Here is a 20,621-nt window from a genome sequence, read left to right as displayed (position 1 = left end):
TTCCATGACCACCAAGCGCCCTCGCATCCTGCTGGCCGGGCTCTATCACGAGACCCATACCTTCGTGGACGAGATCACCCGGCTTCCGGATTACGAGATCCTGCGCGGCGCGGCGCTGCTCGCGCGGCGCGGCGACGGCTCGACGGTCGACGGCTTCCTGGAAGTGGCGGAGACCGAGGGCTGGGATGTCGTGCCGGTCGTCGAATATTCGGCGCTTCCCTCCGGCACCACCGACCAAGCCGTGTTCGAGCAGTTCTGGCGCGAGCTTGAGGCGGGCCTCCGCGCCGCGCTCGACAATGGCGGCCTCGACGGCATCTGGCTGGCGCTGCACGGTGCCATGGTGACGACGGAGAGCGTCGATCCGGAGGGCGAACTGCTCGCCCGCATCCGCGCCATCCCCGGCGCCGAGACGCTGCCGCTCTATGCCGTGTTCGACCTGCACGCGACCTTCACCGCCGCCATGGCCAAGAACGCTAACGGCCTCGTCGCCTACCGCGAGAACCCGCATACCGACGCGCGCGATTCCGCCGTCCGCTCCGCCGAACTACTGGCGCGCGCGCTGCGCGAGCATACCAGCCCGATCATGCATGCCCGCAACGCCGCCATCGTCTGGGCGCCGCCCGGCACCGGCACGGCCGACCGGCCGATGCGCGATCTCGAAGCGCTTGCCCGAGAGATCGAGGCCGAGGACGCCGAGATCTGGGCCGTCAACATCATCGGCGGCTATTCCTTCTCCGACGTGCCGGATGCCGGCGTCGCCTTCTCGCTGATCACCACCGGCAGCGCCGAGCGGGCGGAAGCCGCGCTCGACCGGCTGGAAGCGCTGGCGGTCGAGTTGCGCGAGCTCGGCCAACCGAAGGAATGGGACCTCGACACCGCGCTCGCCGAGATCCGGACGCTGGAAGGCGGGCCCTATATCGTCGTCGAACCGGCCGACAATATCGGCGGTGGCGCGCCCGGTGATGACACGGCGATCCTGCGCGGCTTCCTGCGCCACGGCATCCGCAATGCCGCCGTCGCCATCGCTGACGCCGAGACCGTCAAGGCGTTCGCCGACGCGGTTCCCGGCGAGGTGCGCACCGTGCGCCTCGGCGGCAAGGCCAGCCGCCTCGGCGCCGGCCCGCTCGAAATCGAGGCCGCCTTCGTCAGCCGCAGCGACGGCGAATTCACGCTCGAGGACCGCAACAGCCACCTCGCCGCCATGCAGGGCATCCATATCAGCATGGGCCCCTCGGTCGTGCTGGAGGCGGACGGCGTCAGGATCCTCGTCAACAGCCGCAAGACGCCCCCCTTCGACCTCGGCCAGTTGCGGTCGCAGGGCATCGTTCCGGAGGAACTGACGGCGATCGGCGTCAAGGCGGCCGTCGCCCATCGCCGCGCCTACGACCCGATCGCGGTCCGGAGCTACACGGTCGCGACGCCGGGTCCCTGCACCAGCGTGCTGACCTCCCTGCCCTATCGCCGCCTGCGCCAGCCGGTCTTCCCGCTCGGCTGAGCACGGAGGGAAATCCAGCCTCCCTCACCTCTCCCCGGGGGAGAGGTGAGCACATCCGCCATGATCACGGAGACCCGCATGATCGAATATCCGAGCGAGCCCGATACCCCGCGTTCGCACCTGCCCTTCAGCCCGTCGACCAAGTTCGGCGATTTGATCTTCGTGTCTGGCCAGGCCTCGGTCGACGCCACCGGCCAGATCATCTCCGACACGTTCGAGGGCGAGATGCGCCGCTCGATGGAGAACATGCGCAAGGTGCTGGAGACGGCCGGCAGCGACTTCAAGCACGTGCTGCAGACGCGCAACTACGTGCAGGATCCGGCCGACATCCCGCTGTTCAACAAGCTCTATCGCGAATATTTCAGCGAGCCGTTCCCGGCCCGCACGACGATCACCAACTGCCTCGGCGCGGCGTTGCGCTACGAGGTCGAGTGTATCGCCATCGCCAGGCCGAAGGCCTGATCGGTCCGAGTTGCCGAGAACGAAAAAGGGCGGCCTCTTCCGGGGCCGCCCTTTTCGCATTTGCTGCTGAAAACTTACCCGAAGCGGTATTCCGTCACCTGCCGGTAGATCTCGCCCGGGCGCAGGATGGCGGAGGGGAAGGTCGGCTGGTTGGGGCTGTCGGGGAAGCGCATCGGCTCCAGGCAGAGCCCGGCATGCGCCTGGTGGCCGACGCCGTCGAGGCCGCGCCAGTCCGGCGCCAGGCCGGCGCCGTCATAGAAAACGATGCAGGGTTCCGTGGTGTGGACCTCCATGGCCAGGCTGCCGTCCGGCGCCTCCAGCCGCGCGGCGCGGACAAGCCCCTCGCCGTCGCGGTCGACCACCAGACAGCAATCATAATCGAAACCGGCGTCGCCGGCCGGATCGGCGATCGGGCGGATCGTCCGGAAATCATAAGGCGTGCCGGCGACGTCGGCGATCTCGCCGCTCGGCACCAGCGCCGGGCTGAACGGCGTATAGCCGGAAGCGGCGAACTGCAGCTTGTGCTCGCGGCTGGTCGCGCCCGGAAGCAGCGAGAAATAGGAGTGGTTGGCGAGGCTGACGACGGTCGGCGCGTCGGTGGTGGCCGTCAGCGTGATGTGGATCGTGCCCGGCGCCAGCAGGCGGTAGGTGCAGCGCACGTCGAGCTCGCCCGGATAGCCGTCGTCGCCATCCGGCGAGATCAGGCCGAGCGTGACGGATTCCTCGTCCGATTCAAGGATATGCCAGGGCTTGCGCGAGAAGCCGGTGACGCCACCATGCAGGTGGACGCCGCCCTCGTTCAGCGACAGCTGGTATTCCTTGCCGTCGATCGCGAGGTGGCCGTCGCCGATGCGGCTGGCGTGGCGGCCGGCGGTGACGCCGAGATAGCGGTTGTTTTCGAGATAGCCGTCCAGCGTCTCGAAGCCGAGCACGACGCGGCGCGGCTCGCCGCCCTCGACCGGGACGACGAGGTCGCGCAGCGCCGCGCCGAAGGTCAGCACCGAGGCGGTGGCGCCGCTGGCATTCGCCAGCCGGATCTCGGAAATGGCGGTGCCGTCGGGCAGCCGGCCGAAGAAATGGATCGACACGATGTCTCCGTGAAGCGCGATGTTGCCGTATGGTAAGCCGGCTCAGGGATTGAGACTACCAGAGGGTGTAGCCGCCATCTATGACATAGGCGGCGCCGGTGACATAGGAGGCGGCGGGGCTGGCGAGATAGACGGCGAGCGGCGCGATCTCCGGCGGATTGCCGGGCCGGCCCATCGGGATATGGGCGACGATCGCCTCGATCACGTCCGGCCGGCGCTCGTTCCAGCTCCGGTTGGTGTCGGTCATGAACAGGCCGGGGCAGATCGCGTTGACGGTAACGCCATGCGGCGCCCAGTCGGCGGCGGCGCAGCGGGTGAAATGGATCACCGCCGCCTTGCCGGTCTCGTAGTCGCGCCCGCCGATGCCGCGATTGGCGATCAGGCCGCTCATCGAGGCGATGTTGATGATGCGCCTGCCCTGCCCGCGCTCCAGCATGGCGGCGCCGAAGATCCTGGTGCCGAGGAAGCAGCTCGTCAGGTTCATGTCGAGCGACTGCTGCCAGGTCTCGAGCGTCTCCTCGACGATCGGCATGCTGGCGATGCGGTTGCCGACATTGTTGATCAGGATGTCGACCGGGCCGTACTCCCGAAGGATCGCCTTGCAGGCGGCCTCGCATTGCACGGCCTCCGACATGTCGGCCATCACGCCCCAGGCCTGTCGGCCGAGCGCGCGAATGTCGGCTACCGTCGCGTCGAGCGTTTCCTGCGTGCGGCCGGTGATGATGATGTCGGCGCCCGCCTCCGCCAGCGCCAGCGCCATTTCGCGGCCCAAGCCGCGGCTCGCGCCGGTCACCAGCGCGCGCTTGCCTTCCAGCCCGAACCAGTCCTTCAGTCCCATCTCGGCCTCCGGTTTTCTCTTGGCATGGTGGAAGCGGCGGGCTGGCGCCCGCCGCGAGATCGCAGCCCTTCACGGGAACTCTACTTCACGGCGCCGACCGTCAGCCCGCTGACCAGCGAGCGTTGCAGCAGCGCGAAGATCACGGCGACCGGCACGCTGGCGACGAGCGTCGCCGCCATGACATGGTCCCACTCGACCTGGTAGCGCCCGCCGACCAGCGAGAAGGTCTGCAGCGTCAGCGTGCTTTTCTCCGGCGTCCGCAGCAGCGTCATCGCCAGCACGAACTCGTTCCAGCAATAGATGAAGATGAACACGGCGGTGATGCCGATCGCCGGGATCGCCAGCGGCAGGAATATCCGCCAGAGCCGCTGGATCGCCGAGGCGCCGTCGAGGGTCGCCGCCTCCTCCAGCTCGCGCGGGATGGTCTGGAAATAGGCCTGCAGCATCCAGACCGAGAAGGCGAGGTTGAAGGCGACATAGGCGAGCACCAGCGCCGGCAGCTGGTCGACGAAGCCCATCTTCGCCATCAGGCGGAAGATGCCGAGAACCAGCACGATCGGCGACAGCATCTGCGTGACCAGCAGGAACTGGCGGAACAGCTTGCGCCCCGTGAACTCCATGCGCGCCGCCGCATAGGCGGCCGGTATCGCGACCAGCAGGCAGAGGACCGTGGCGGCGATGCTGACGATCAGGCTGTTCAGAACCGCCGGGCCGAGACGCGTCGCCTGCCACATGTCGACGAAGTTCTGCAGCCGGATCTCCGACGGGAACCAGCTCGGCGGATACATCAGCACCTCGACCCTCGGCTTCACGGCCGTCGAGATCATGACGGCGAACGGGAAGAGGATCAGGATCACCAGCGGCGACAGGCAGAGCCACATCAGGATGGATTTGCGGACCGGATTCTCCATCAGACGGTGCTCCGCTCGTTGCGCATGGCCAGCGCCGCGTAAGTGATGGTCAGCGCCAGCAGGATCAGGAACATGACGATCGACAGCGCCGAGGCGATGCCCAACTCGCCATAGCGGAAGGCGAGCTTGTAGAGCCAGGTCACCAGGATGTCGGTGCTGTTGGCCGGATCGCCCTGCGTCATCACCCAGATCAGCGGGAAGGAGTTGAAGACGTAGATGAAGTTCAGCACCAGCACGATGTTGAGGAACGGCCGGATCAGCGGCAGCGTCAGGTAGCGGAAGCGCTGCCAGCCGCTGGCGCCGTCGATCTTCGCCGCCTCGAAGACATCCGCCTGCAGCGAGGCGAGGCCGCCGAGGATGACCGTCACCGTGAACGGGATCGAGACGAGGATGCCGATGGCGATCAGGAACGGGAAGGCCGTCGTCGAGGTCGCGAGCCATTCGACCGGCGCGCTCAACACGCCGATCTCGCTCAGCGTCGCGTTGACCATGCCGAACTGGCCGTTCAGCGACCAGCGCCAGACGATGCCGGTCATGGTCAGCGACACCGCCCAGGGCAGCATGATGATGATGCGCGCCAAGGTCCGGCCGTAGAACTTCTCGTTCAGGATCAGCGCGATCGGCACCGAGAGCAGCACCGTGCCGCCGACGACGAACACCGTCCACACAAGTGTGCGGATCAGGCAGCCGATGAAGAGCTGGTGTGAGAACAGCCGCTGGTAGTTGGCGAAATCGTTGAAAGCCGCCGTCTTGCCGAACCGATTGACCGCGTGAACCGACATGTTGGCCATGTCGTAGATCGGATAACCGATGATCCAGAAGGCGAACAGGATGGAAGGGAGGATGAGAAGATAGGGCGCGCTGGCGCGCCCTATCTTGCCGTTGGAGGACGCCGAGACGCGGCTTTTCGCGCGTCCGACGCCCGCCTCGGGTGCCTTGCCGGCGTTACTGCTGGATAAGGCCATCGATCGTCGCCGCGGCTTCCTGCAGGGCGGCTTCCGGCTGGGCCTGACCGATATAGACCTTCTGCAGCGAAGCGATCACCGCGTCGACCATCTGCTCCCAGTTCGCCACCGGCGGGGCGAAGCGGGCATAGGGCAGCATGTCGGTGAAGGCCTTGAGCTGCGGGTCATTGGCGAAGACGGGCGCAGCGGCCTCTTCCTTCATGACCGGCAGGAAGCCTTCCTTGGTCGAGAACTCGATGCGCCATTTCGGGCTGAAGGCCGTTTCCGTCAGGAACTTCATGGCGAGTTCCTTGTTCTTGCTCGACTTGAAGACCATCAGCGTGTCGGTGACGCCATAGGTCGCCTTGGTGGTGCCCTCGGGGATCGACGACAGGCCGTAGTTCAGCGTCGGGGCGTCGGTCTTGATCTGGCCGCGCAGCCACGGGCCGGTCAGGATCATGCCGATGCGGCCCTGCTTGAACAGGCGCTCGATGTCCTGGCGGTTCAAGCCGCTCGGATCGGGCTCGGTCAGGCCCTCGTCGATCATCGACTTGTAGAGGGTCAGCGCCTTCACCGCCTCGGGGCTGGCGACGCCGGACTTGCCGTCCTTGATGATGTCGCCGCCATGGCTCCAGAGCGAATAGTACCAGTAGGCGTCGGTCTCGATTTCCTTGCCCTGCAGCGCGAAGCCATAAGCGTCCGAACCGAGCGCCTTGATCTTCTTCGCCGTGTCGACGACGCCGTCCCAGGTGGTCGGCGGCTCGTTGACGCCAGCCTTGGCCAGCAGGTCCTTGTTGTAATACATGGCGCGCGCCGAAGCGGCGACCGGCAGGCCGTACATCTTGCCGTCGAAGGTCGAGGGCGAGAGGAAGGCGTCGATGAAGCCGCCCTTGAATTCCGGCGTCATGTAGCCGTCGAGCGGCTCGGCGATGTCGTTCTTGACGTAATCGACCAGCCAGCGCGTGCCGATCATCGAGATGTCCGGCTCGGTGCCGCCGGCGATGTCGGTGGTCAGGCGCTGCTGGAGGTTATCCCACTGGATGACCTCGATCTTGACCTCGTCGCCCGGATGCTTGGCCATGAAATCCTTGGCCATGCCTTCGAACAATTCCTGGGTCGCGGCGCTGTAATAGCCGAGCACGACGCGGATGGTCTCTGCCTGCGCGCCAGTCGACGCGCCGAGCATGACGGCTGCGCCCGCCAGAAGACCGAGAACCCTGCTTTTCTTGATTTGGTACATTCAGCTGATCCTGCCGTATTCACGTTGTGAATCTTGAACGAACTAGGTAGAGGCTCATGTAACCTTGCATTCCACAGCGGCTGGCCGGCGCTATTGTTTTGTTTCCCCGCGCTACCGTCCCTGCAGAATGAAACGTCATCCCCTCGGGATGACCTCGCGGCGAAGTCCCGCTTCGCCGACGATTGACGAGCCGAAGATGCGGCCCGTGCGGTAGCCCACCCCTCCTCTGCTTCCCCCGGACGAGCCGGGCATGCACTTACCGGCGCGGGAAAGAACGTGTCCCTGGGGCCTCCAAGGCATCCGCCGAAGGCCGCTCCCGCGTCTGGTTCTCGATCATGTGTCGCCCGGACGGTTTCTGCCAAGCGATTTCTTTCTTCTTGGCAGAGACGATGAAAAATGCCCGATAGACCGGCGCTCGCTGAGAATTATTTGTTCAGCAAAACTAAATCCGGGCAGCGTCTGCCGTTGATCTAGCCGCCCGCGGCCGGCGCGGCCGGAAGGCGCGCCGGCGGTCCGCCCGCTCAGTTCGAATGCCACCAGCGGCCGGCGACGACGACGCCATCGGCCACGATTCGCTCCTTCGCAGCGATGATCCCGCCGCGCGAATCCTCGAGCGGGAAGCTGCCCTCGCGGATCGAGAGGATGCTGGCGTCGCCGGGGCTGCCCGGCTTCAGCGTGCCGAGCTCGGGCCGGCCGAGCGCCCTGGCGGCATTGAGGGTCGAGGCGGCGATCACCTCGCCGAGCGGCATGCCGAGATGGAGGAATTTCGACAGCGTCGTCACCTGGTCGAACGCCGGCCCGTTGATGCAGAGCGCATGGACGTCGGAGGAAATCGTGTCCGGCGCGAAGCCCTGGTCGAGCATGGCGCGCGCCGTCTTCCACGAGAACGAGCCCATGCCGTGGCCGATGTCGAAGATCACGCCGCGCTCGCGCGCCGCGATCACTTCCGGCTTGATCGCGCCCCTGCCGGTGATCGGCGCGTTCGGGAACGGACGGAAGCAGTGGGTCAGCACGTCGCCCGGCCGGAGCCGGTCGACGACGGCTTCATAGGAAGGCGGTGGCTCGTCGATATGCACCATCATCGGCATGCCGAGTTCGTCGGAGACCTGCAGCGCGATGTCGAGCGGCGCGATGCCGCTGTCGCCGCTGGCATGACGGCCGATTCGCACCTTGATGCCGACGACGACGTCGCGATTGGCGTCCGCCACCTCGACCGCGTCCTGCGCCGCCATCAGGCGCATGTCGTGGCTCTCGCCGACCATGATGCGGTTGGAGAAGGCATAGATGCCGGCAAAGGAAACATGCAGGTAGGCGAGGATGCGCACCGCGCTCGGCTCGATCACATGCTTGCGGAAGCCCGGGAAGTTGCCTGGCCCGGCGCTGCCGGTGTCGACGGACGTCGTCACCGCGCTCCGCCGCGCGTAGTCCTCGGCATCGACGCCGAGCGAGGTGCCGCCCCAGTAGACATGGGTGTGCAGGTCGATCAGGCCTGGTGTGACGATCTTGCCGGCGACATCGCGCCGGTCGACGCCGACAGCGGCGAGATTGTCGCCGATCGCCGCCACCTTGCCGTCGGCGAAGGCGACGTCGGTGATGCGGTCGATCCCCTGCGACGGGTCGATGACGCGGCCATTCGCCAGGATGAGATCAAACGCCACGGCGTGCACCCTCCGCAAGCGCCATCTCCCCGCCTGTCGCCGCCGACTGCCTGGCCGTCATGATCCGGATTCCCCGATTGCCCCGATGCACTGACGATTGCACAGCCGATGCGGATGCGGAAGCCTCGTCGAACAGGCGGCGCAGGCCTGCCGGTGTCGCCCGAGGGCGGGGCGAGCGTCAGACGCTGCCCCGGCCCCCGATCCGGCATCTCCCCCCGAAAACACCGGAACAGCGCGCCTTTTCAGGGGCGCGCGGGCTTGGCCGGCTACGGACGCTCACAAAGAAGGAACTGTCCCGCACCGGCGGATCGCGAACACATCGTCGACCCGGGCGACGGCGCGCGCAGAATGGTCGGAGTTGGCCACGCGTGCAACATCATTCCTTCGTAAGGCATTTAATCCATGCCGTGACGGAATGACCGGCCGCCGGTTGTTCACACGAAATAGGAAGTCGGCGAAACGACATGGGTGGCGCGGAAGGCAGCGAGACGCTCGGCCGCCTTCTCGCTCGAGGCCAGCAGATGCGCCTTCAGGAGATGCTTGGCGGCGGCGACATCGCGCCGGCCGATCGCCTGCATGATCTCCAGATGCTCCTCCATGAACGAATCAAAGAAGGGCTGGCGCTGCAGCGCCACCTGGAAATGCTTGCCGGAAACGAGGATGCAGCGGGTGCGCTTCAGCGCCTCGACGATCTCGGGATTGCGGCCATAGGAGAGGCAGCCGATATGCAGTTCCTCCTCCAGCACGTCGAGTTCGGCGATGCCGGCGTCGCCGGCGTGATGGATGCCGTCCTCGAGCCGGCCGGCCATCGCCGAAAGCACCGAAGGCGGGATCGCGCCGACCGCGGTTTCGAGCGCCGCCGGTTCGAGCAGGATGCGCAGGTCGTAGAGGTCCTGGAAGCGCGCCTCGTCGAGCGGGATGATCCACCAGTGCGATTTCTCGCCCTTGGCGACGATGCCGACCTGCTGCGCATGGATCAGCAGGTCGCGCGCCACCGTGCGGCCGACGTCGAAATGGCGCGCCAGCGCCAGCTCGTTGACGCGGAAGCGGCCGAAGACGGAGCGCAGGATCACCTCGCGCTCGAAATCGTAATAGAGCGACTGCCAGGCGAAATGCTTGGCGGCCGGCATGGCGGCGGCGTCGAGATCGAACATCTCGGCCGTGATCTTCAGCCGCTTCGGTTCGCCCGTCGCGCCGACCAGCAGGCCGCGACCATCGAAGCGGCGAAGCAGCCCCTCCTCCTCCAGTTGGGCCAGCGCCTGCTTCACCGGCGAGCGGCTGGACCCAAAGATCGACGCGAGCGGCCCTTCGAGCAGCACCGCCCCTTGCGGCAGGCTGCCGCTCTCGATGCCGAGCCTGAGCCGCTCGGCGATCGAGGCATAGGCGGGGGTGCGGTCCACGCCGCCCCCGCCCGCATTCCGTCCGTTTCGCGCGACCTTCAGGTCACCGCGCCGATTTGCCATGGCACGAACTCATTGTCCCCAAACCCGAAATCTTCGCTGAGGGTATACTGGCCCGACGCGGTGGCGATGACGGCTTCGAAGATGCGCTGACCGGCCGCCTCGATCGTATCCTCGCCCGTGACGATGCCGCCGCAGTTGACGTCCATGTCATCCTGCATGTGCTCGTACATCTCGCTGTTGGTGGCAACCTTGATGCACGGCGCAGGCTTGAACCCGGAGACGGAACCGCGACCCGTCGTGAAGACGATGACGTTGCAGCCGCCCGCGACCTGCCCCGTCACCGCGACGGGATCGTAGCCGGGCGTATCCATAAAGACAAACCCGCTCTGGTTGATCGGCTCGGCATATTCATAGACCGCCTCGAGCGGCATGGTGCCGCCCTTGGCGACGGCGCCGAGCGACTTTTCCAGGATGGTGGTCAGGCCGCCCGCCTTGTTGCCATGCGAGGGATTGTTGTTGAGTTCGGCGCCGTTGCGCTCGGTGTAGTCGCGCCACCAGTCGATCCGGTCCATCAGCTTCTGGGCCACGGCCGGGGTGACGGCGCGGCGGGTCAAGAGGTGCTCGGCGCCGTAGATCTCCGGCGTCTCGCTCAGCACGGCGGTGCCGCCGTGGCGGACGATCAGGTCGGCCGCGTAGCCGAGCGCCGGATTGGCCGAAATGCCGGAATAACCGTCCGAGCCACCGCATTGCAGCGCCAGCTTCAGCCCCGAAAGCGGCACGGTGGTGCGCCTGGCGGCGTTGGCGATCGGCAGCATCTCGCGGATGATCTCGGAGGCGATCTCGACCGTCTTGCGCGCGCCGCCGAGGCGCTGGATCGTCATGGTGCGCAGCAGCGGCCCCTCCTCCAGACCAAAGCGCTCGAGGATCGGCTCGATCTGGTTGGTCTCGCAGCCGAGCCCGATCATCAGGATGCCGGCGAAGTTCGGGTGCTTGGCGTAGCCGCTCAGCGTGCGGGTCAGGTAGGTGTAGCCCTCGGCCTTGGTCGAGATGGCGCAGCCCGTGCCGTGCGTCAGCGCGACGACGCCATCGACATTCTCGAACGCGTCGAGCGCGCCGCCGCGATTGAAGGCGTCGGCGATGGCGCGCGACACGGTCGCCGAGCAGTTCACCGAGGTGATGATGCCGATATAGTTGCGGGTGCCGACCTGGCCGTCGGCGCGGACATAGCCCTCGAACGTCCGCCGCTCCGCTTCCGGCAGCAGCGGCGTCGGCCGCGCGTCGGCGGCGAAATCATGCGTCACGTCGCTGTCCTGCATGGCGAGATTGTGCAGGTGCACGTGGTCGCCCGGCTGGATGGCGGCGCTCGCCGTGCCGATCACCTGGCCATATTTCAGCACCGGGTCGCCGGCCTCGATCGGCTGGGTGGCGATCTTGTGGCCGGAGGGAATCTCGTCCCGCGCCACGACATTGCTGCCGGCGAGCACGGTGCCGGCGGGAATGACCGCGCGCGCCACACTCACATTGTCTTGCGGATTGAGCTGGATCGCAGGGGATGACGGCGTCGGCAGCGACATGATCATTTCCGTTAAAATGGTTATTGCGTGCATCAATCAATCATGTTAGACCTGCTCTAGTCAACAGAAAAACAACAATAATATTCCGGATATGGGAGCACTGTCGGCACGCCTGTGCCGCCAGAGATCGGATCTTCACGTAGATCTCGATCCAGGACGCACCAGTTCCAAACTTAAATTCCAGATATACGGGTCCGTTTCGATGCCTCATCGTTACGGAATGTGCGGGGTTGCGCCTTGTCATATGAGTTCGATTTCTCGTTCCTGAACGACTATCTGCCGGATCTGTGGCATGGAATCTGGCTGACGCTGGGAATGACCGTCGTTTCGATCGTTCCCGGCTTCGCGCTCGGCACCGGCTGCGCCATCGGCCGGCTTTATGGGCCGCCCTGGGTGCAGCGGATCGTGACCATCTATGTCGAGGGCATCCGCAACACGCCGCTGATCATCCAGGTGTTCTGGCTGTTCTTCGGCCTCGCCGTGCTGCAGGTGCGGGTCGGGCCGTTCCCGGCCGCCGTGATCGCGCTCGTCATCAATGTCGGCGCCTATACGGCCGAGATCATGCGCGCCGGCTTCCAGAGCATTCCGAAGGGCCAGATCGAGGCGGCGGCCTGCCTGGCGCTGAAGCCGAGCCAGAGCCTGTGGTCGGTGCAGCTGCCGCAGGCGGTCGAGCGGGTCTACCCGGCGCTCGTCAGCCAGTTCGTGCTGATGATGCTCGCCACCTCGATCATGTCGCAGATCTCGGCCGAGGAACTGACCGGCGTCGCCTACATGATCCAGTCCTTCACCTTCCGCGGCTTCGAGGTCTACCTCGTCATCGCCGGCGTCTACCTGGTGATGGCCTGCCTGCTGCGGCTGACGCTGCTCGGCGTCGCCCAGGTCTCGTTCCCGCGCCGCCGGCGCCTCGGCACGCCGCTCTAGCAGCGGCCGAACCCGCCCGCCCCCTCCTCGACGCACGGATCCCGCCCATGTTCGGACTGACCATCGAGCAGATCGCCTTCCTCTTCCGCGGCGCCGGCTGGACCATCGTCCTGTCGCTACTCGGCTTCTTCGGCGGCACCATCGTCGGCCTGCCGGTGGCGCTGGCGCGCGCCTCGCGCCGCCGTGGCCCCAGGCTCGCCTCGGCCGCCTTCGTCCAGCTGGTACAGGGCATCCCGCTGCCGGTCATCATGTTCGTCGTTTATTTCGGCATCTCGATCGGTGGCTATGACGTGCCGGCGCTGATCGCCGCCGGCGCGGCGATGACGCTCTATTCCAGCGCCTATCTCGGCGAGATCTGGCGCGGCTGCATCCAGGCGGTGCCGAAGACGCAATGGGAAGCGGGCGAGTGCCTGGCGCTGACCAACACGCAGCGCTTCGTCTACGTGATCCTGCCGCAGGCGATGCGGATCGCCGTGCCGCCGACGGTCGGCTTCCTGGTCCAGATCGTCAAGAACACGTCCTACGCGGTGGTGATCGGCTTCTTCGACCTCACCTACTCGGCCAAGGTCATCAACAACTCGACCTTCATGCCGTTCACCGTCTTCACCATCGCCGCGCTGATCTATTTCGCCATCTGCTTCCCGATGTCGGTCATGGCGCGCCGGTTCGAGCGCCGGCTGAACCGGAGCTGAGGAGAACCTCATGAACATCGCCGCCCCTTCGACGAAACATGCGACCGAGATCCCGAGCATGACCCGATCCAACGTCCCCCTCGTGCGCTTCCACGGCGTGCGCAAGAGCTTCGGCGAACTGGAAGTGCTGAAGGGGATCGACCTGGAAGTCGCCCCCGGCGAGGTGGTGGCGCTGATCGGCCGCTCCGGCTCCGGCAAGAGCACGGCGCTGCGCTGCGTCAACGGGCTGGAGCGGATCAATGCCGGCGAACTGACGGTCTGCGGCCGCGAGCTGCATGGCGGTAAGGTCGACCTGCGCGAACTGCGTCAGGACGTCGGCATCGTATTCCAGAGCTACAATCTGTTCCCGCACCTGACCGTCGAGCAGAACGTCACGCTCGCCCCGCGCAAGGTGCACAAGATCGGCGCCGGCGAGGCGCGCGACCTCGCCGCCCGCGTGCTGGCGCAGGTCGGCCTCTCCGACAAGGCGCAGAACTATCCCGAGCAGCTTTCGGGCGGCCAGCAGCAGCGCGTCGCCATCGCCCGCTCGCTCGCCATGCGTCCCAAGCTGATCCTGTTCGACGAGGTGACGTCCGCCCTCGACCCGGAGCTGACCGGCGAGGTGCTCAGGGTGATCGAGCAGTTGGCCTCCGAGGGCATGACGATGATGCTCGTCACCCACGAGATGGCCTTCGCCCGTTCGGTCGCCGACCAGGTGGTGTTCATGCACCAGGGCCGGGTCTGGGAGACCGGAACCGGCGACATGCTCGCCAATCCGCAAACGCCGGAGCTGCGCCAGTTCGTCGGCAACGGTCTCTGACCGGCGCCCCGGCGCCGGCACGATTTCTACCCAGTGGAGGAAGACCTATGAACATGAAACGTCTCGTCGGCGGCGTCGCCCTGACCTTCGCGCTCTGCGCCGGCGCGGTCTCGGCCCATGCCGACACGCCCGAGCAGATCAAGACGCGCGGCACGCTGCGCGTTGCGGTCGACATCAGCCACCCGCCCTACGGCATGCTCGACCCGCAGGCGAAGGCGACCGGCTCGGACATCGAGACGGCGCAGCTGCTCGCCGACGATCTCGGCGTGAAGCTCGAAGTCGTGCCGGTCTCGGGCGCCAACCGCGTGCCGTTCCTGCTCGCCAACAAGGCGGACATCGTCATCGCCTCCTTCTCGATCACCGAGGAGCGCAAGAAGGTCGTCAATTATTCCAAGCCGTACGGCGTGGTTCCGGTCGTCGTCTCGGCGCCGAAATCGGCCACGCTCGCCTCGACCGCCGACCTCGCCGGCAAGAACGTCGCCGTGGCGCGCGGCACCACCGCCGACATCGAGCTGACGCGCGCCGTCAAGGAAGCCGGCGCCGCCGCCAACATCGTCCGCTACGAGGACGAGGCGACCGCCAACACCGCCATCGCCACCGGCCAGCAGGACGTCCTCGCCGCCGCGCTCTCGACCGCCAATTCGGTCGCCGAGCAGAGCCCCGACAAGAACCTCGAGATCAAGCTGACGCTCGCCGCCTACCCGATGGCGGTCGGCCTGCGCAAGAACGATCCCGAGCTCAAGGCCTGGATCGACGAATGGGTCGGCGCCAATCTGAAGAACGGCAAGCTGAACCAGATCTACGTCAAGTACTTCAACCAGAACCTGCCGGAATCCATCCCGGAATAAAGAGGCGATGCGGAGGGGCAAGCGCCCCTCCGCATTGATCCGGAGCGCAGCCGGCCGCCCGCGTCGCCGGCTGCCCACAGCAAGACAAACAGAGACAGCGACCATGACCCAGACCGGAGAGATCACCGGCACGACCCGCGTGCTCGGCATCCTTGCCGACCCGATCGCGCATGTGAAGGCGCCGCCCGGCATCAACCGCATCGCCCGCGCGCGCGGCCGCGACGCCGTCATGGTCCCCTTCCAGGTCGCCCCCGGCGATCTCGCGGCCTTCGCCGACGCGCTGCGCACGCTGAAGAGCTTCGACGGCGCCATCGTCACCGTGCCGCACAAGGGACCGATGGCCGCGCTCTGCGACGCGATCAGCCCGAGCGCGCGCGCCATCGGCGCCATCAACGTGATCCGCCGCGAGCCGGACGGCCGGCTGGTCGGCGACATGCTCGACGGCCACGGCTTCGTCGCCGGGCTGGCGGTCGCCGGCATTTCGATCGAGGGCCGCCGCGCCTATCTGGCCGGCGCGGGCGGCGCCGCCAACGCCATCGCTTTCGCACTCGTCGCCGGCGGCGTCGCGAGGCTGACGATCGCCAACCGCACCCGCGCCAAGGCCGAGGCGCTGCGCGAGCGCATCCTGACGCTGCACCCGCAGGCGACCATCGTCGTCGGCGACGACGACCCGAGCGGCCATGACCTTGTCGTCAACGGCACCTCGCTCGGCATGAGGCCGGACGATGCCGCGCCGCTCGACACGACACGGCTGACCGCGGACATGATCGTCGCCGAAGTGATCATGCAGCCGGTGATGACGCCGCTCCTGCAGTCGGCCGAGGCGGCCGGCAGCCGGATCCATCTCGGCAAGCCGATGCTCGACCAGCAGCTCGAGCTGATGGCCGATTTCCTGGGGCTGTGAGGCGCGGGCTGGCTGGGACGCTAGCGGGCGGGCGAGCGCCGGACGATCGGCGGCCGCTCCTCGAAATAATCGGGATATTGCTCGCGTATGCTGTCGAGGCGCGGCAGCAGGTCGCGAACATGCACGCGCATCGCCTCGCGCGCGTCCTCCGGGCGATGCTCGCAGATCGCCTCGACCACCGTCGTATGCTGGGCGACGACCCGCCGCGACGTGTCGAGCTCGGGCAGCGTCAGGTAGCGCACGCGGTCGAGATGGCCGCGCGCCTGCTCGACCGGACGGCCGAGACCGCGCAGGCCAGCCATCTCGCAGATCAGCCGGTGGGTCTCCTCGTCGAGCAAGTGGAATTCCGGCCATTTCTCCGCCTGCAGCGACGCGGCATGGCGCGCCAGCACGGCGCGCAGGCGGATGATGCCGTCCTCGTCGATGATGCGCGCCGCCCGTTCCGCCGTGGCGCATTCGATCGCCTCGCGAAGGAACTGCGCTTCCAGCAGCGCCTCCATCCGGATCGGCGCGATCACGGTGGTAAGCTGCGGATAGCTGATCAGCAGCCCCTCCTCCGCCAGGCGGATGAACGCTTCGCGCACTGGCGTCCGGCTGATCGAGAGCCGGTTGGCCACATCCTGCTCGGATATGGGCCGATTGGGCTTCAGCTCGAGCGAGATGATCGCCCGTCGCAAAAGTGCATAGACCTGAAGTGATGCCCGCCGTTCCCGACTGAGACTGGCGTCATCGAGAATCGCTCCGAGCGACTGGTTTGCCAATTCCATCTGCGTCCCGCCCTAATTTTTTTATTCGGCTTTTCGCGTCCCCGCCTGGCTGGATACGACGAATCTTAGAATGAAACCAAACGTTTCCGCCGTTCCTGCCGCAGAGGCATGCCGATTGTGCCCGCATATTGTCAATGTCAGTGGACTAGAATACTAGTGCCGAGACGCACAAAGAGGCAAACAGCGGCCCAATTGGCAGCCGGATCCGAGCGGTCCGGAGGTCATGGCAGAGGTCAGGCTGCGCGAAAATTCGCGGCGGCCGATCCGGTGGCTCTTCAACGCCCGCGCGCACCGGTCCCGGCCGGAGCATCCAACTCATGCCTCCGGGAGGAGGTCTTTGACCAAGGCGATGGAATGAACACCACACATCCTATGGCTCTCGCGACGGAGCGCCCGGTCCAGAACCGGGCATCGATCGGGACCCTTACGAACCCGACCATGTCGGATTGCCACAGCCAGGTGGTGTTGCGGTCGCGGCCGGAGGGGAATATGCCGCCTTCGACCGACCCGGCCGCTGCCGTGCCATGACGCGCCTCGCCATGACGCGCCACGCCGCCTCGACGATCCGCGCCCCGTAGCTGCCAGCCGCCGCTCCGCGCGATCTCGCCCTCCTACAGAGCCCACCAACAGCAGGCGACGGGATGATCTCATACTCGTTTGACTTCTCATTTCTCCTGGACACCTGGCCCGCCTTCCTGCGCGGCGCCTGGCAGACGATCCTGCTCGCGGGAGCGTCGATCGCCATCGGCTTCGTCGTCGCCCTGGTCTGCGCCATCATCCGTTCCGGCAAGAACAAGTGGGCGTCTGCGCTCGTCGGCGCCTATGTCGAGGTGATCCGCAACACGCCCCTGCTGGTCCAGATCTTCATCGTCTATTTCGGCCTGCCCAGCCTCGGGCTGCGGCTTTCGGCCGAGACCGCCGCCGTGATCGCGCTGGTGATCAACACCGGCGCCTATGGCAGCGAGATCATCCGCGCCGGCATCGAGTCGATCGCCAAGGGCCAGCTCGAGGCGGCGGAATGCCTCGGCCTCAACAAGCTGCAGGTCTACTGGCACATCATCCTGATCCCGGCCGTCGAGCGCGTCTATCCGGCGCTGTCGAGCCAGTTCGTGCTGCTGATGCTGTCCTCCTCGATCACCTCGCAGATCTCCGCGCAGGAGCTGACCGCCGAGGCGAACATGATCCAGTCGGAGACGTTCCGCTCGTTCGAGGTCTACCTGATCGTCGCGGCGGTCTATCTCGCCCTCTCCGTCCTCTTCCGCGTCGTCCTCTGGGCCATCGGCGAAGTCGCCTTCGTCCGCCGCCGCAAGCTGCGCACATGAGGTGAGGTGAAGTCATGATCACGTTCTCCACCACCCATCTCATCTACCTCATCGAGGCGGCGCGCTGGACGCTGCTGCTGTCGGTGATCGCCTTCATCGGCGGCGGCATCGTCGGCCTGGCGCTGGCGCTCGGCCGCGTCTCGCAGTTGAAGTGGCTGCGCTGGATCTCGGCCGCCTACATCCAGATCATCCAGGGCACGCCGCTGCTGGTGGTGCTGTTCCTGGCCTATTTCGGCCTGTCGATCCTCGGCCTCGACATCCCGCCGATCGTCGCCGCCGGCCTGTCGCTGACGCTCTACACCTCCGCCTTCCTCGGCGAGATCTGGCGCGGCTGCATCCTGTCGGTGCCGAAGACGCAGTGGGAAGCCTCGAACTGCATCGGCCTCAACCGCATGCAGCAGTATCGCTACGTGATCCTGCCGCAGGCCTCGCGTATCGCCATCCCGCCGACCGTCGGCTTCATGGTGCAGATCATCAAGAACACGTCGATCACCTCGATCATCGGCTTCGTCGAACTCGCGCGCGCCGGACAGATCGTCAACAACTCGACGTTCGAGCCGTTCATCACCTTCGTCTTCGTGGCGATCATCTATTTCGCCATGTGCTACCCCCTCTCCCTCGCCAGCAGACATTTCGAAAGGAAGCTCAATGTCGGTAAGTGAAGCAGCCGGCACGCGTCCCCGGAACGAAGCCGTTCCGGTCGCCGAGCCGATCATCGTCGTCGACAACGTCTCCAAGAGCTTCGGCCCGCTCCAGGTGCTGCATGGCGTCTCGCTCACCATCGAGCGCGGCACCATGGTCGCCATCGTCGGCCGCTCCGGCTCGGGCAAGAGCACGCTCCTGCGCTGCATGAACGCGCTGGAAGAGATCAATGGCGGCACCATCCAAGTATGCGGCAACCGCGTCGCCATGGAAGACCGCGCCTCGGTCAAGCGCCTGCGCTCCGAAGTCGGCATGGTGTTCCAGAGCTACAACCTGTTCCCGCACCTGACCGTGCTGCGGAACATCACGCTGGCGCTGACGGTCGTGCAGAAGAAGTCGCGCGCCGACGCCGACGCGATCGCCCACAAGGTGCTCGGCCTGGTCGGCCTCGCCGACAAGGCGGAAGCCTATCCGGAACAGCTCTCCGGCGGCCAGGCGCAGCGCGTCGCCATCGCCCGCTCGCTGGCGCTCTCGCCCAAGGTGCTGCTGTTCGACGAAGTGACCTCGGCGCTCGACCCGGAACTCACCGGCGAAGTGCTGAAGGTGATGGAGGACCTCGCCCGCGACGGCATGACCATGGTCCTCGTCACCCACGAAATGGCCTTTGCCCGCCGCGTCGCCGACATCGTCGTCTTCATGCACCAGGGCAAGGTCTGGGAGGCTGGCCCGCCCGCAGAGATTTTCGCGGATCCGAAGACACCGGAACTGCGGCAATTCCTGAGCAGCGGTCTCTGAGTTCTAACTGGAGGTAACAGAATGAAGTTCCTGACCCGCGTCGCGCTCGCCGCGACCATGGCGCTCGGCGTTGCCGGCGTCGCCAAGGCCGATCTCCTGGCCGACATCAAGGCCAAGGGCGAGATCGCCATCGCGATCGACCTCGGCGCGCCGCCATGGGGCATGACCGACGCCAACCTGAAGCCGGCAGGCGCCGACGTCGAAGTCGCGAACAAGCTGGCCGCCGACCTCGGCGTCAAGATGAAGCTCGTCGAAGTGACCGGCCCGAACCGCGTGCCGTTCCTGCTGACGAACAAGACCGACATCGTCATCTCGTCCTTCGCGATCACCCCCGAGCGCGCCAAGGTCGTCGACTTCGTCCCCTACTCGGTCAACCGCCTGATCGTGTTCGGACCGAAGGGCGTCGAGATCAAGTCGCTCGAGGACCTCTCCGGCAAGCGCGTCGGCGTCGTCCGCGGCAATTTGCAGGACACCGAGCTGACCAAGAAGGCCCCGGCCGACACCAAGCTCGTCCGCTTCGACGATGACGCGACCACCATCACCGCGCTGATGTCCGGCCAGGTCGACGCCATGTGCGCGCCCTACGGCATGTACCTGACGCTCGCCGAGCGCTACCCGGCCAAGGAGCTGGAGCCGAAGGCGGACGTCGTCCAGCAGCCGCTCGGCATCGGCCTGCGCCAGAACGAGCCGGAGCTGAAGGCCTGGCTGCAGGACTGGGTCAAGAAGGGCGCCGCCGATGGTTCGCTCTCGACCATCTTCGAGAAGTACATGGGCGCCAAGCTCGACCTGACCCCGTACCTCGCGGAAGCCAAGTAAGCGCGCCAGCGCCGCTAGGCACGAATCAAGAGGCCGCCGCGCATCCGCGTGGCGGCCTTTTTTTTTCATTTGGGACCGCCCCTGCCATCCTCGATCCGCATCATCCTGAGGCGCCGCCGCAAGGCGGCCTCGAAGGACGCAGAAAACCGGCTGCCGTCAGAGGCAAAAGCTCAGTTGACCAGGCCAGATCCCGGGCCGCAACGGCAGGCGAGGCGGACGCCGGGGCCCTCCCCCTCGGCGGGAATGAGGCGCACGCCGCCCCCCTCGAAGGCCCGCACCAGCAGGGCCTCGGTGGCGCGGTGAATCGCATGGCGATTGCACTCGAAGTCCTTGATTGTGCTGCGCGACACACCCGCGACATTCGCGAGATGCTCCTGGGTCCAGTTAAGCAGTCCCCGCGCCGCCCGACATTGCTCCGGAAGCAAATTCATCGTTTCAAAGCCTTGCCTAACCTCCCCCAAGTCAACCATAATGGGTGAGATCAGGCAATGGGGCCTGTGTA

The 20,621-nt window shown here is 66.4% G+C and carries 21 protein-coding genes; 11 read left to right on the top strand and 10 right to left on the bottom strand.

Annotated features, from left to right (window positions below; all coding sequences use genetic code 11):
• Positions 1-4: 4 nt before the first annotated feature.
• The gene (locus WFK98_RS01455; protein WP_336799029.1) at positions 5-1,495 is read left to right on the top strand and encodes a M81 family metallopeptidase; all 1,491 of its coding nucleotides are present in this window, start codon (positions 5-7) and stop codon (positions 1,493-1,495) included.
• A 60-nt stretch (positions 1,496-1,555) separates the two neighbouring features.
• A complete protein-coding gene (locus WFK98_RS01450) occupies positions 1,556-1,957 on the top strand; it encodes a RidA family protein (RefSeq protein WP_336799028.1) in 402 nt (133 codons plus the stop codon).
• A 74-nt stretch (positions 1,958-2,031) separates the two neighbouring features.
• On the opposite strand, the gene WFK98_RS01445 is transcribed toward WFK98_RS01450, so the two are convergent.
• From WFK98_RS01445 to WFK98_RS01410, 8 genes are all read right to left on the bottom strand, one after another.
• Positions 2,032-3,045: an aldose epimerase family protein gene (locus tag WFK98_RS01445; protein WP_336799027.1), complete on the bottom strand. Its 1,014-nt coding sequence runs from the start codon at positions 3,043-3,045 to the stop codon at positions 2,032-2,034.
• 55 nt (positions 3,046-3,100) lie between these two features.
• Complete coding sequence (locus WFK98_RS01440) at positions 3,101-3,883, bottom strand: SDR family NAD(P)-dependent oxidoreductase (RefSeq protein WP_336799026.1); 783 nt, start codon at positions 3,881-3,883, stop codon at positions 3,101-3,103.
• An 80-nt stretch (positions 3,884-3,963) separates the two neighbouring features.
• Positions 3,964-4,794 (bottom strand): carbohydrate ABC transporter permease, encoded by an 831-nt coding sequence (locus tag WFK98_RS01435; protein ID WP_336799025.1) that lies wholly within the window; start codon positions 4,792-4,794, stop codon positions 3,964-3,966.
• Positions 4,794-5,669 (bottom strand): carbohydrate ABC transporter permease, encoded by an 876-nt coding sequence (locus tag WFK98_RS01430; RefSeq protein WP_336799585.1) that lies wholly within the window; start codon positions 5,667-5,669, stop codon positions 4,794-4,796. Before WFK98_RS01430 ends, WFK98_RS01435 begins: the two co-directional genes overlap by 1 nt.
• 70 nt (positions 5,670-5,739) lie before the next feature.
• Positions 5,740-6,978 carry an ABC transporter substrate-binding protein gene (locus tag WFK98_RS01425; RefSeq protein ID WP_266340939.1) on the bottom strand — a complete coding sequence of 413 codons (1,239 nt, stop codon included), beginning with the start codon at positions 6,976-6,978 and terminating at the stop codon, positions 5,740-5,742.
• A gap of 521 nt (positions 6,979-7,499) precedes the next feature.
• Complete coding sequence (locus tag WFK98_RS01420; protein ID WP_266340938.1) at positions 7,500-8,636, bottom strand: amidohydrolase/deacetylase family metallohydrolase; 1,137 nt, start codon at positions 8,634-8,636, stop codon at positions 7,500-7,502.
• Positions 8,637-9,070: 434 nt separating this feature from the next.
• Positions 9,071-10,036 carry a GntR family transcriptional regulator gene (locus tag WFK98_RS01415; RefSeq protein ID WP_266340937.1) on the bottom strand — a complete coding sequence of 322 codons (966 nt, stop codon included), beginning with the start codon at positions 10,034-10,036 and terminating at the stop codon, positions 9,071-9,073.
• A gap of 38 nt (positions 10,037-10,074) precedes the next feature.
• Complete coding sequence (locus WFK98_RS01410; protein WP_420909671.1) at positions 10,075-11,607, bottom strand: UxaA family hydrolase; 1,533 nt, start codon at positions 11,605-11,607, stop codon at positions 10,075-10,077.
• Positions 11,608-11,850: 243 nt separating this feature from the next.
• Between WFK98_RS01410 and WFK98_RS01405 the strand changes: the two genes are divergently transcribed.
• The 5 genes from WFK98_RS01405 to WFK98_RS01385 all read left to right on the top strand — a co-directional run bounded on the left by WFK98_RS01405 (position 11,851) and on the right by WFK98_RS01385 (position 15,777).
• Entirely contained in the window at positions 11,851-12,534 is a 684-nt protein-coding gene (locus WFK98_RS01405; protein WP_266340935.1) for an amino acid ABC transporter permease, read from the top strand.
• A 47-nt stretch (positions 12,535-12,581) separates the two neighbouring features.
• Positions 12,582-13,226 (top strand): amino acid ABC transporter permease, encoded by a 645-nt coding sequence (locus WFK98_RS01400; protein WP_336799024.1) that lies wholly within the window; start codon positions 12,582-12,584, stop codon positions 13,224-13,226.
• A 58-nt stretch (positions 13,227-13,284) separates the two neighbouring features.
• Complete coding sequence (locus WFK98_RS01395; RefSeq protein ID WP_266340980.1) at positions 13,285-14,025, top strand: amino acid ABC transporter ATP-binding protein; 741 nt, start codon at positions 13,285-13,287, stop codon at positions 14,023-14,025.
• A gap of 53 nt (positions 14,026-14,078) precedes the next feature.
• Positions 14,079-14,873, top strand: a complete 795-nt coding sequence (locus WFK98_RS01390) for a transporter substrate-binding domain-containing protein (RefSeq protein WP_336799023.1) — start codon at positions 14,079-14,081, stop codon at positions 14,871-14,873.
• A gap of 103 nt (positions 14,874-14,976) precedes the next feature.
• Positions 14,977-15,777, top strand: a complete 801-nt coding sequence (locus WFK98_RS01385; RefSeq protein ID WP_266340932.1) for a shikimate dehydrogenase family protein — start codon at positions 14,977-14,979, stop codon at positions 15,775-15,777.
• A gap of 20 nt (positions 15,778-15,797) precedes the next feature.
• On the opposite strand, the gene WFK98_RS01380 is transcribed toward WFK98_RS01385, so the two are convergent.
• The gene (locus WFK98_RS01380) at positions 15,798-16,544 is read right to left on the bottom strand and encodes a GntR family transcriptional regulator (RefSeq protein WP_266340931.1); all 747 of its coding nucleotides are present in this window, start codon (positions 16,542-16,544) and stop codon (positions 15,798-15,800) included.
• 644 nt (positions 16,545-17,188) lie between these two features.
• Here WFK98_RS01380 and WFK98_RS01375 point away from each other — a divergent pair.
• From WFK98_RS01375 to WFK98_RS01360, 4 genes are read left to right on the top strand one after another with little or no spacing between them, the layout of a single operon-like run.
• Positions 17,189-17,866 (top strand): ABC transporter permease subunit, encoded by a 678-nt coding sequence (locus WFK98_RS01375; RefSeq protein WP_266340979.1) that lies wholly within the window; start codon positions 17,189-17,191, stop codon positions 17,864-17,866.
• A 14-nt stretch (positions 17,867-17,880) separates the two neighbouring features.
• A complete protein-coding gene (locus tag WFK98_RS01370) occupies positions 17,881-18,528 on the top strand; it encodes an amino acid ABC transporter permease (RefSeq protein WP_266340930.1) in 648 nt (215 codons plus the stop codon).
• Positions 18,515-19,303 (top strand): amino acid ABC transporter ATP-binding protein, encoded by a 789-nt coding sequence (locus WFK98_RS01365; protein WP_277614375.1) that lies wholly within the window; start codon positions 18,515-18,517, stop codon positions 19,301-19,303. Before WFK98_RS01370 ends, WFK98_RS01365 begins: the two co-directional genes overlap by 14 nt.
• A 21-nt stretch (positions 19,304-19,324) precedes the next feature.
• Positions 19,325-20,119, top strand: a complete 795-nt coding sequence (locus WFK98_RS01360) for a transporter substrate-binding domain-containing protein (RefSeq protein ID WP_266340929.1) — start codon at positions 19,325-19,327, stop codon at positions 20,117-20,119.
• Positions 20,120-20,289: 170 nt separating this feature from the next.
• Here WFK98_RS01360 and WFK98_RS01355 read toward each other — a convergent pair whose 3' ends face one another.
• Entirely contained in the window at positions 20,290-20,550 is a 261-nt protein-coding gene (locus WFK98_RS01355; protein WP_266340928.1) for a helix-turn-helix transcriptional regulator, read from the bottom strand.
• Between the last annotated feature and the right edge of the window lie 71 nt (positions 20,551-20,621).

The organism is Kaistia sp. MMO-174 (assembly GCF_037147815.1).
Taxonomy (GTDB): domain Bacteria; phylum Pseudomonadota; class Alphaproteobacteria; order Rhizobiales; family Kaistiaceae; genus Kaistia; species Kaistia nematophila.
Note: the sequence above shows the minus strand (reverse complement) of the source record. Positions and strands in the feature narration are given on the sequence as shown.

Coding starts and splice junctions, on each gene's coding strand:
- WFK98_RS01455 (WP_336799029.1), top strand. CDS start 5: ATGACCACCAAGCGCCCTCGCATCCTGCTGGCCGGGCTCTATCACGAG.
- WFK98_RS01450 (WP_336799028.1), top strand. CDS start 1,556: ATGATCACGGAGACCCGCATGATCGAATATCCGAGCGAGCCCGATACC.
- WFK98_RS01440 (WP_336799026.1), bottom strand. CDS start 3,883: ATGGGACTGAAGGACTGGTTCGGGCTGGAAGGCAAGCGCGCGCTGGTG.
- WFK98_RS01435 (WP_336799025.1), bottom strand. CDS start 4,794: ATGGAGAATCCGGTCCGCAAATCCATCCTGATGTGGCTCTGCCTGTCG.
- WFK98_RS01425 (WP_266340939.1), bottom strand. CDS start 6,978: ATGTACCAAATCAAGAAAAGCAGGGTTCTCGGTCTTCTGGCGGGCGCA.
- WFK98_RS01400 (WP_336799024.1), top strand. CDS start 12,582: ATGTTCGGACTGACCATCGAGCAGATCGCCTTCCTCTTCCGCGGCGCC.
- WFK98_RS01395 (WP_266340980.1), top strand. CDS start 13,285: ATGACCCGATCCAACGTCCCCCTCGTGCGCTTCCACGGCGTGCGCAAG.
- WFK98_RS01390 (WP_336799023.1), top strand. CDS start 14,079: ATGAAACGTCTCGTCGGCGGCGTCGCCCTGACCTTCGCGCTCTGCGCC.
- WFK98_RS01385 (WP_266340932.1), top strand. CDS start 14,977: ATGACCCAGACCGGAGAGATCACCGGCACGACCCGCGTGCTCGGCATC.
- WFK98_RS01380 (WP_266340931.1), bottom strand. CDS start 16,544: ATGGAATTGGCAAACCAGTCGCTCGGAGCGATTCTCGATGACGCCAGT.
- WFK98_RS01370 (WP_266340930.1), top strand. CDS start 17,881: ATGATCACGTTCTCCACCACCCATCTCATCTACCTCATCGAGGCGGCG.
- WFK98_RS01365 (WP_277614375.1), top strand. CDS start 18,515: ATGTCGGTAAGTGAAGCAGCCGGCACGCGTCCCCGGAACGAAGCCGTT.
- WFK98_RS01360 (WP_266340929.1), top strand. CDS start 19,325: ATGAAGTTCCTGACCCGCGTCGCGCTCGCCGCGACCATGGCGCTCGGC.
- WFK98_RS01355 (WP_266340928.1), bottom strand. CDS start 20,550: ATGAATTTGCTTCCGGAGCAATGTCGGGCGGCGCGGGGACTGCTTAAC.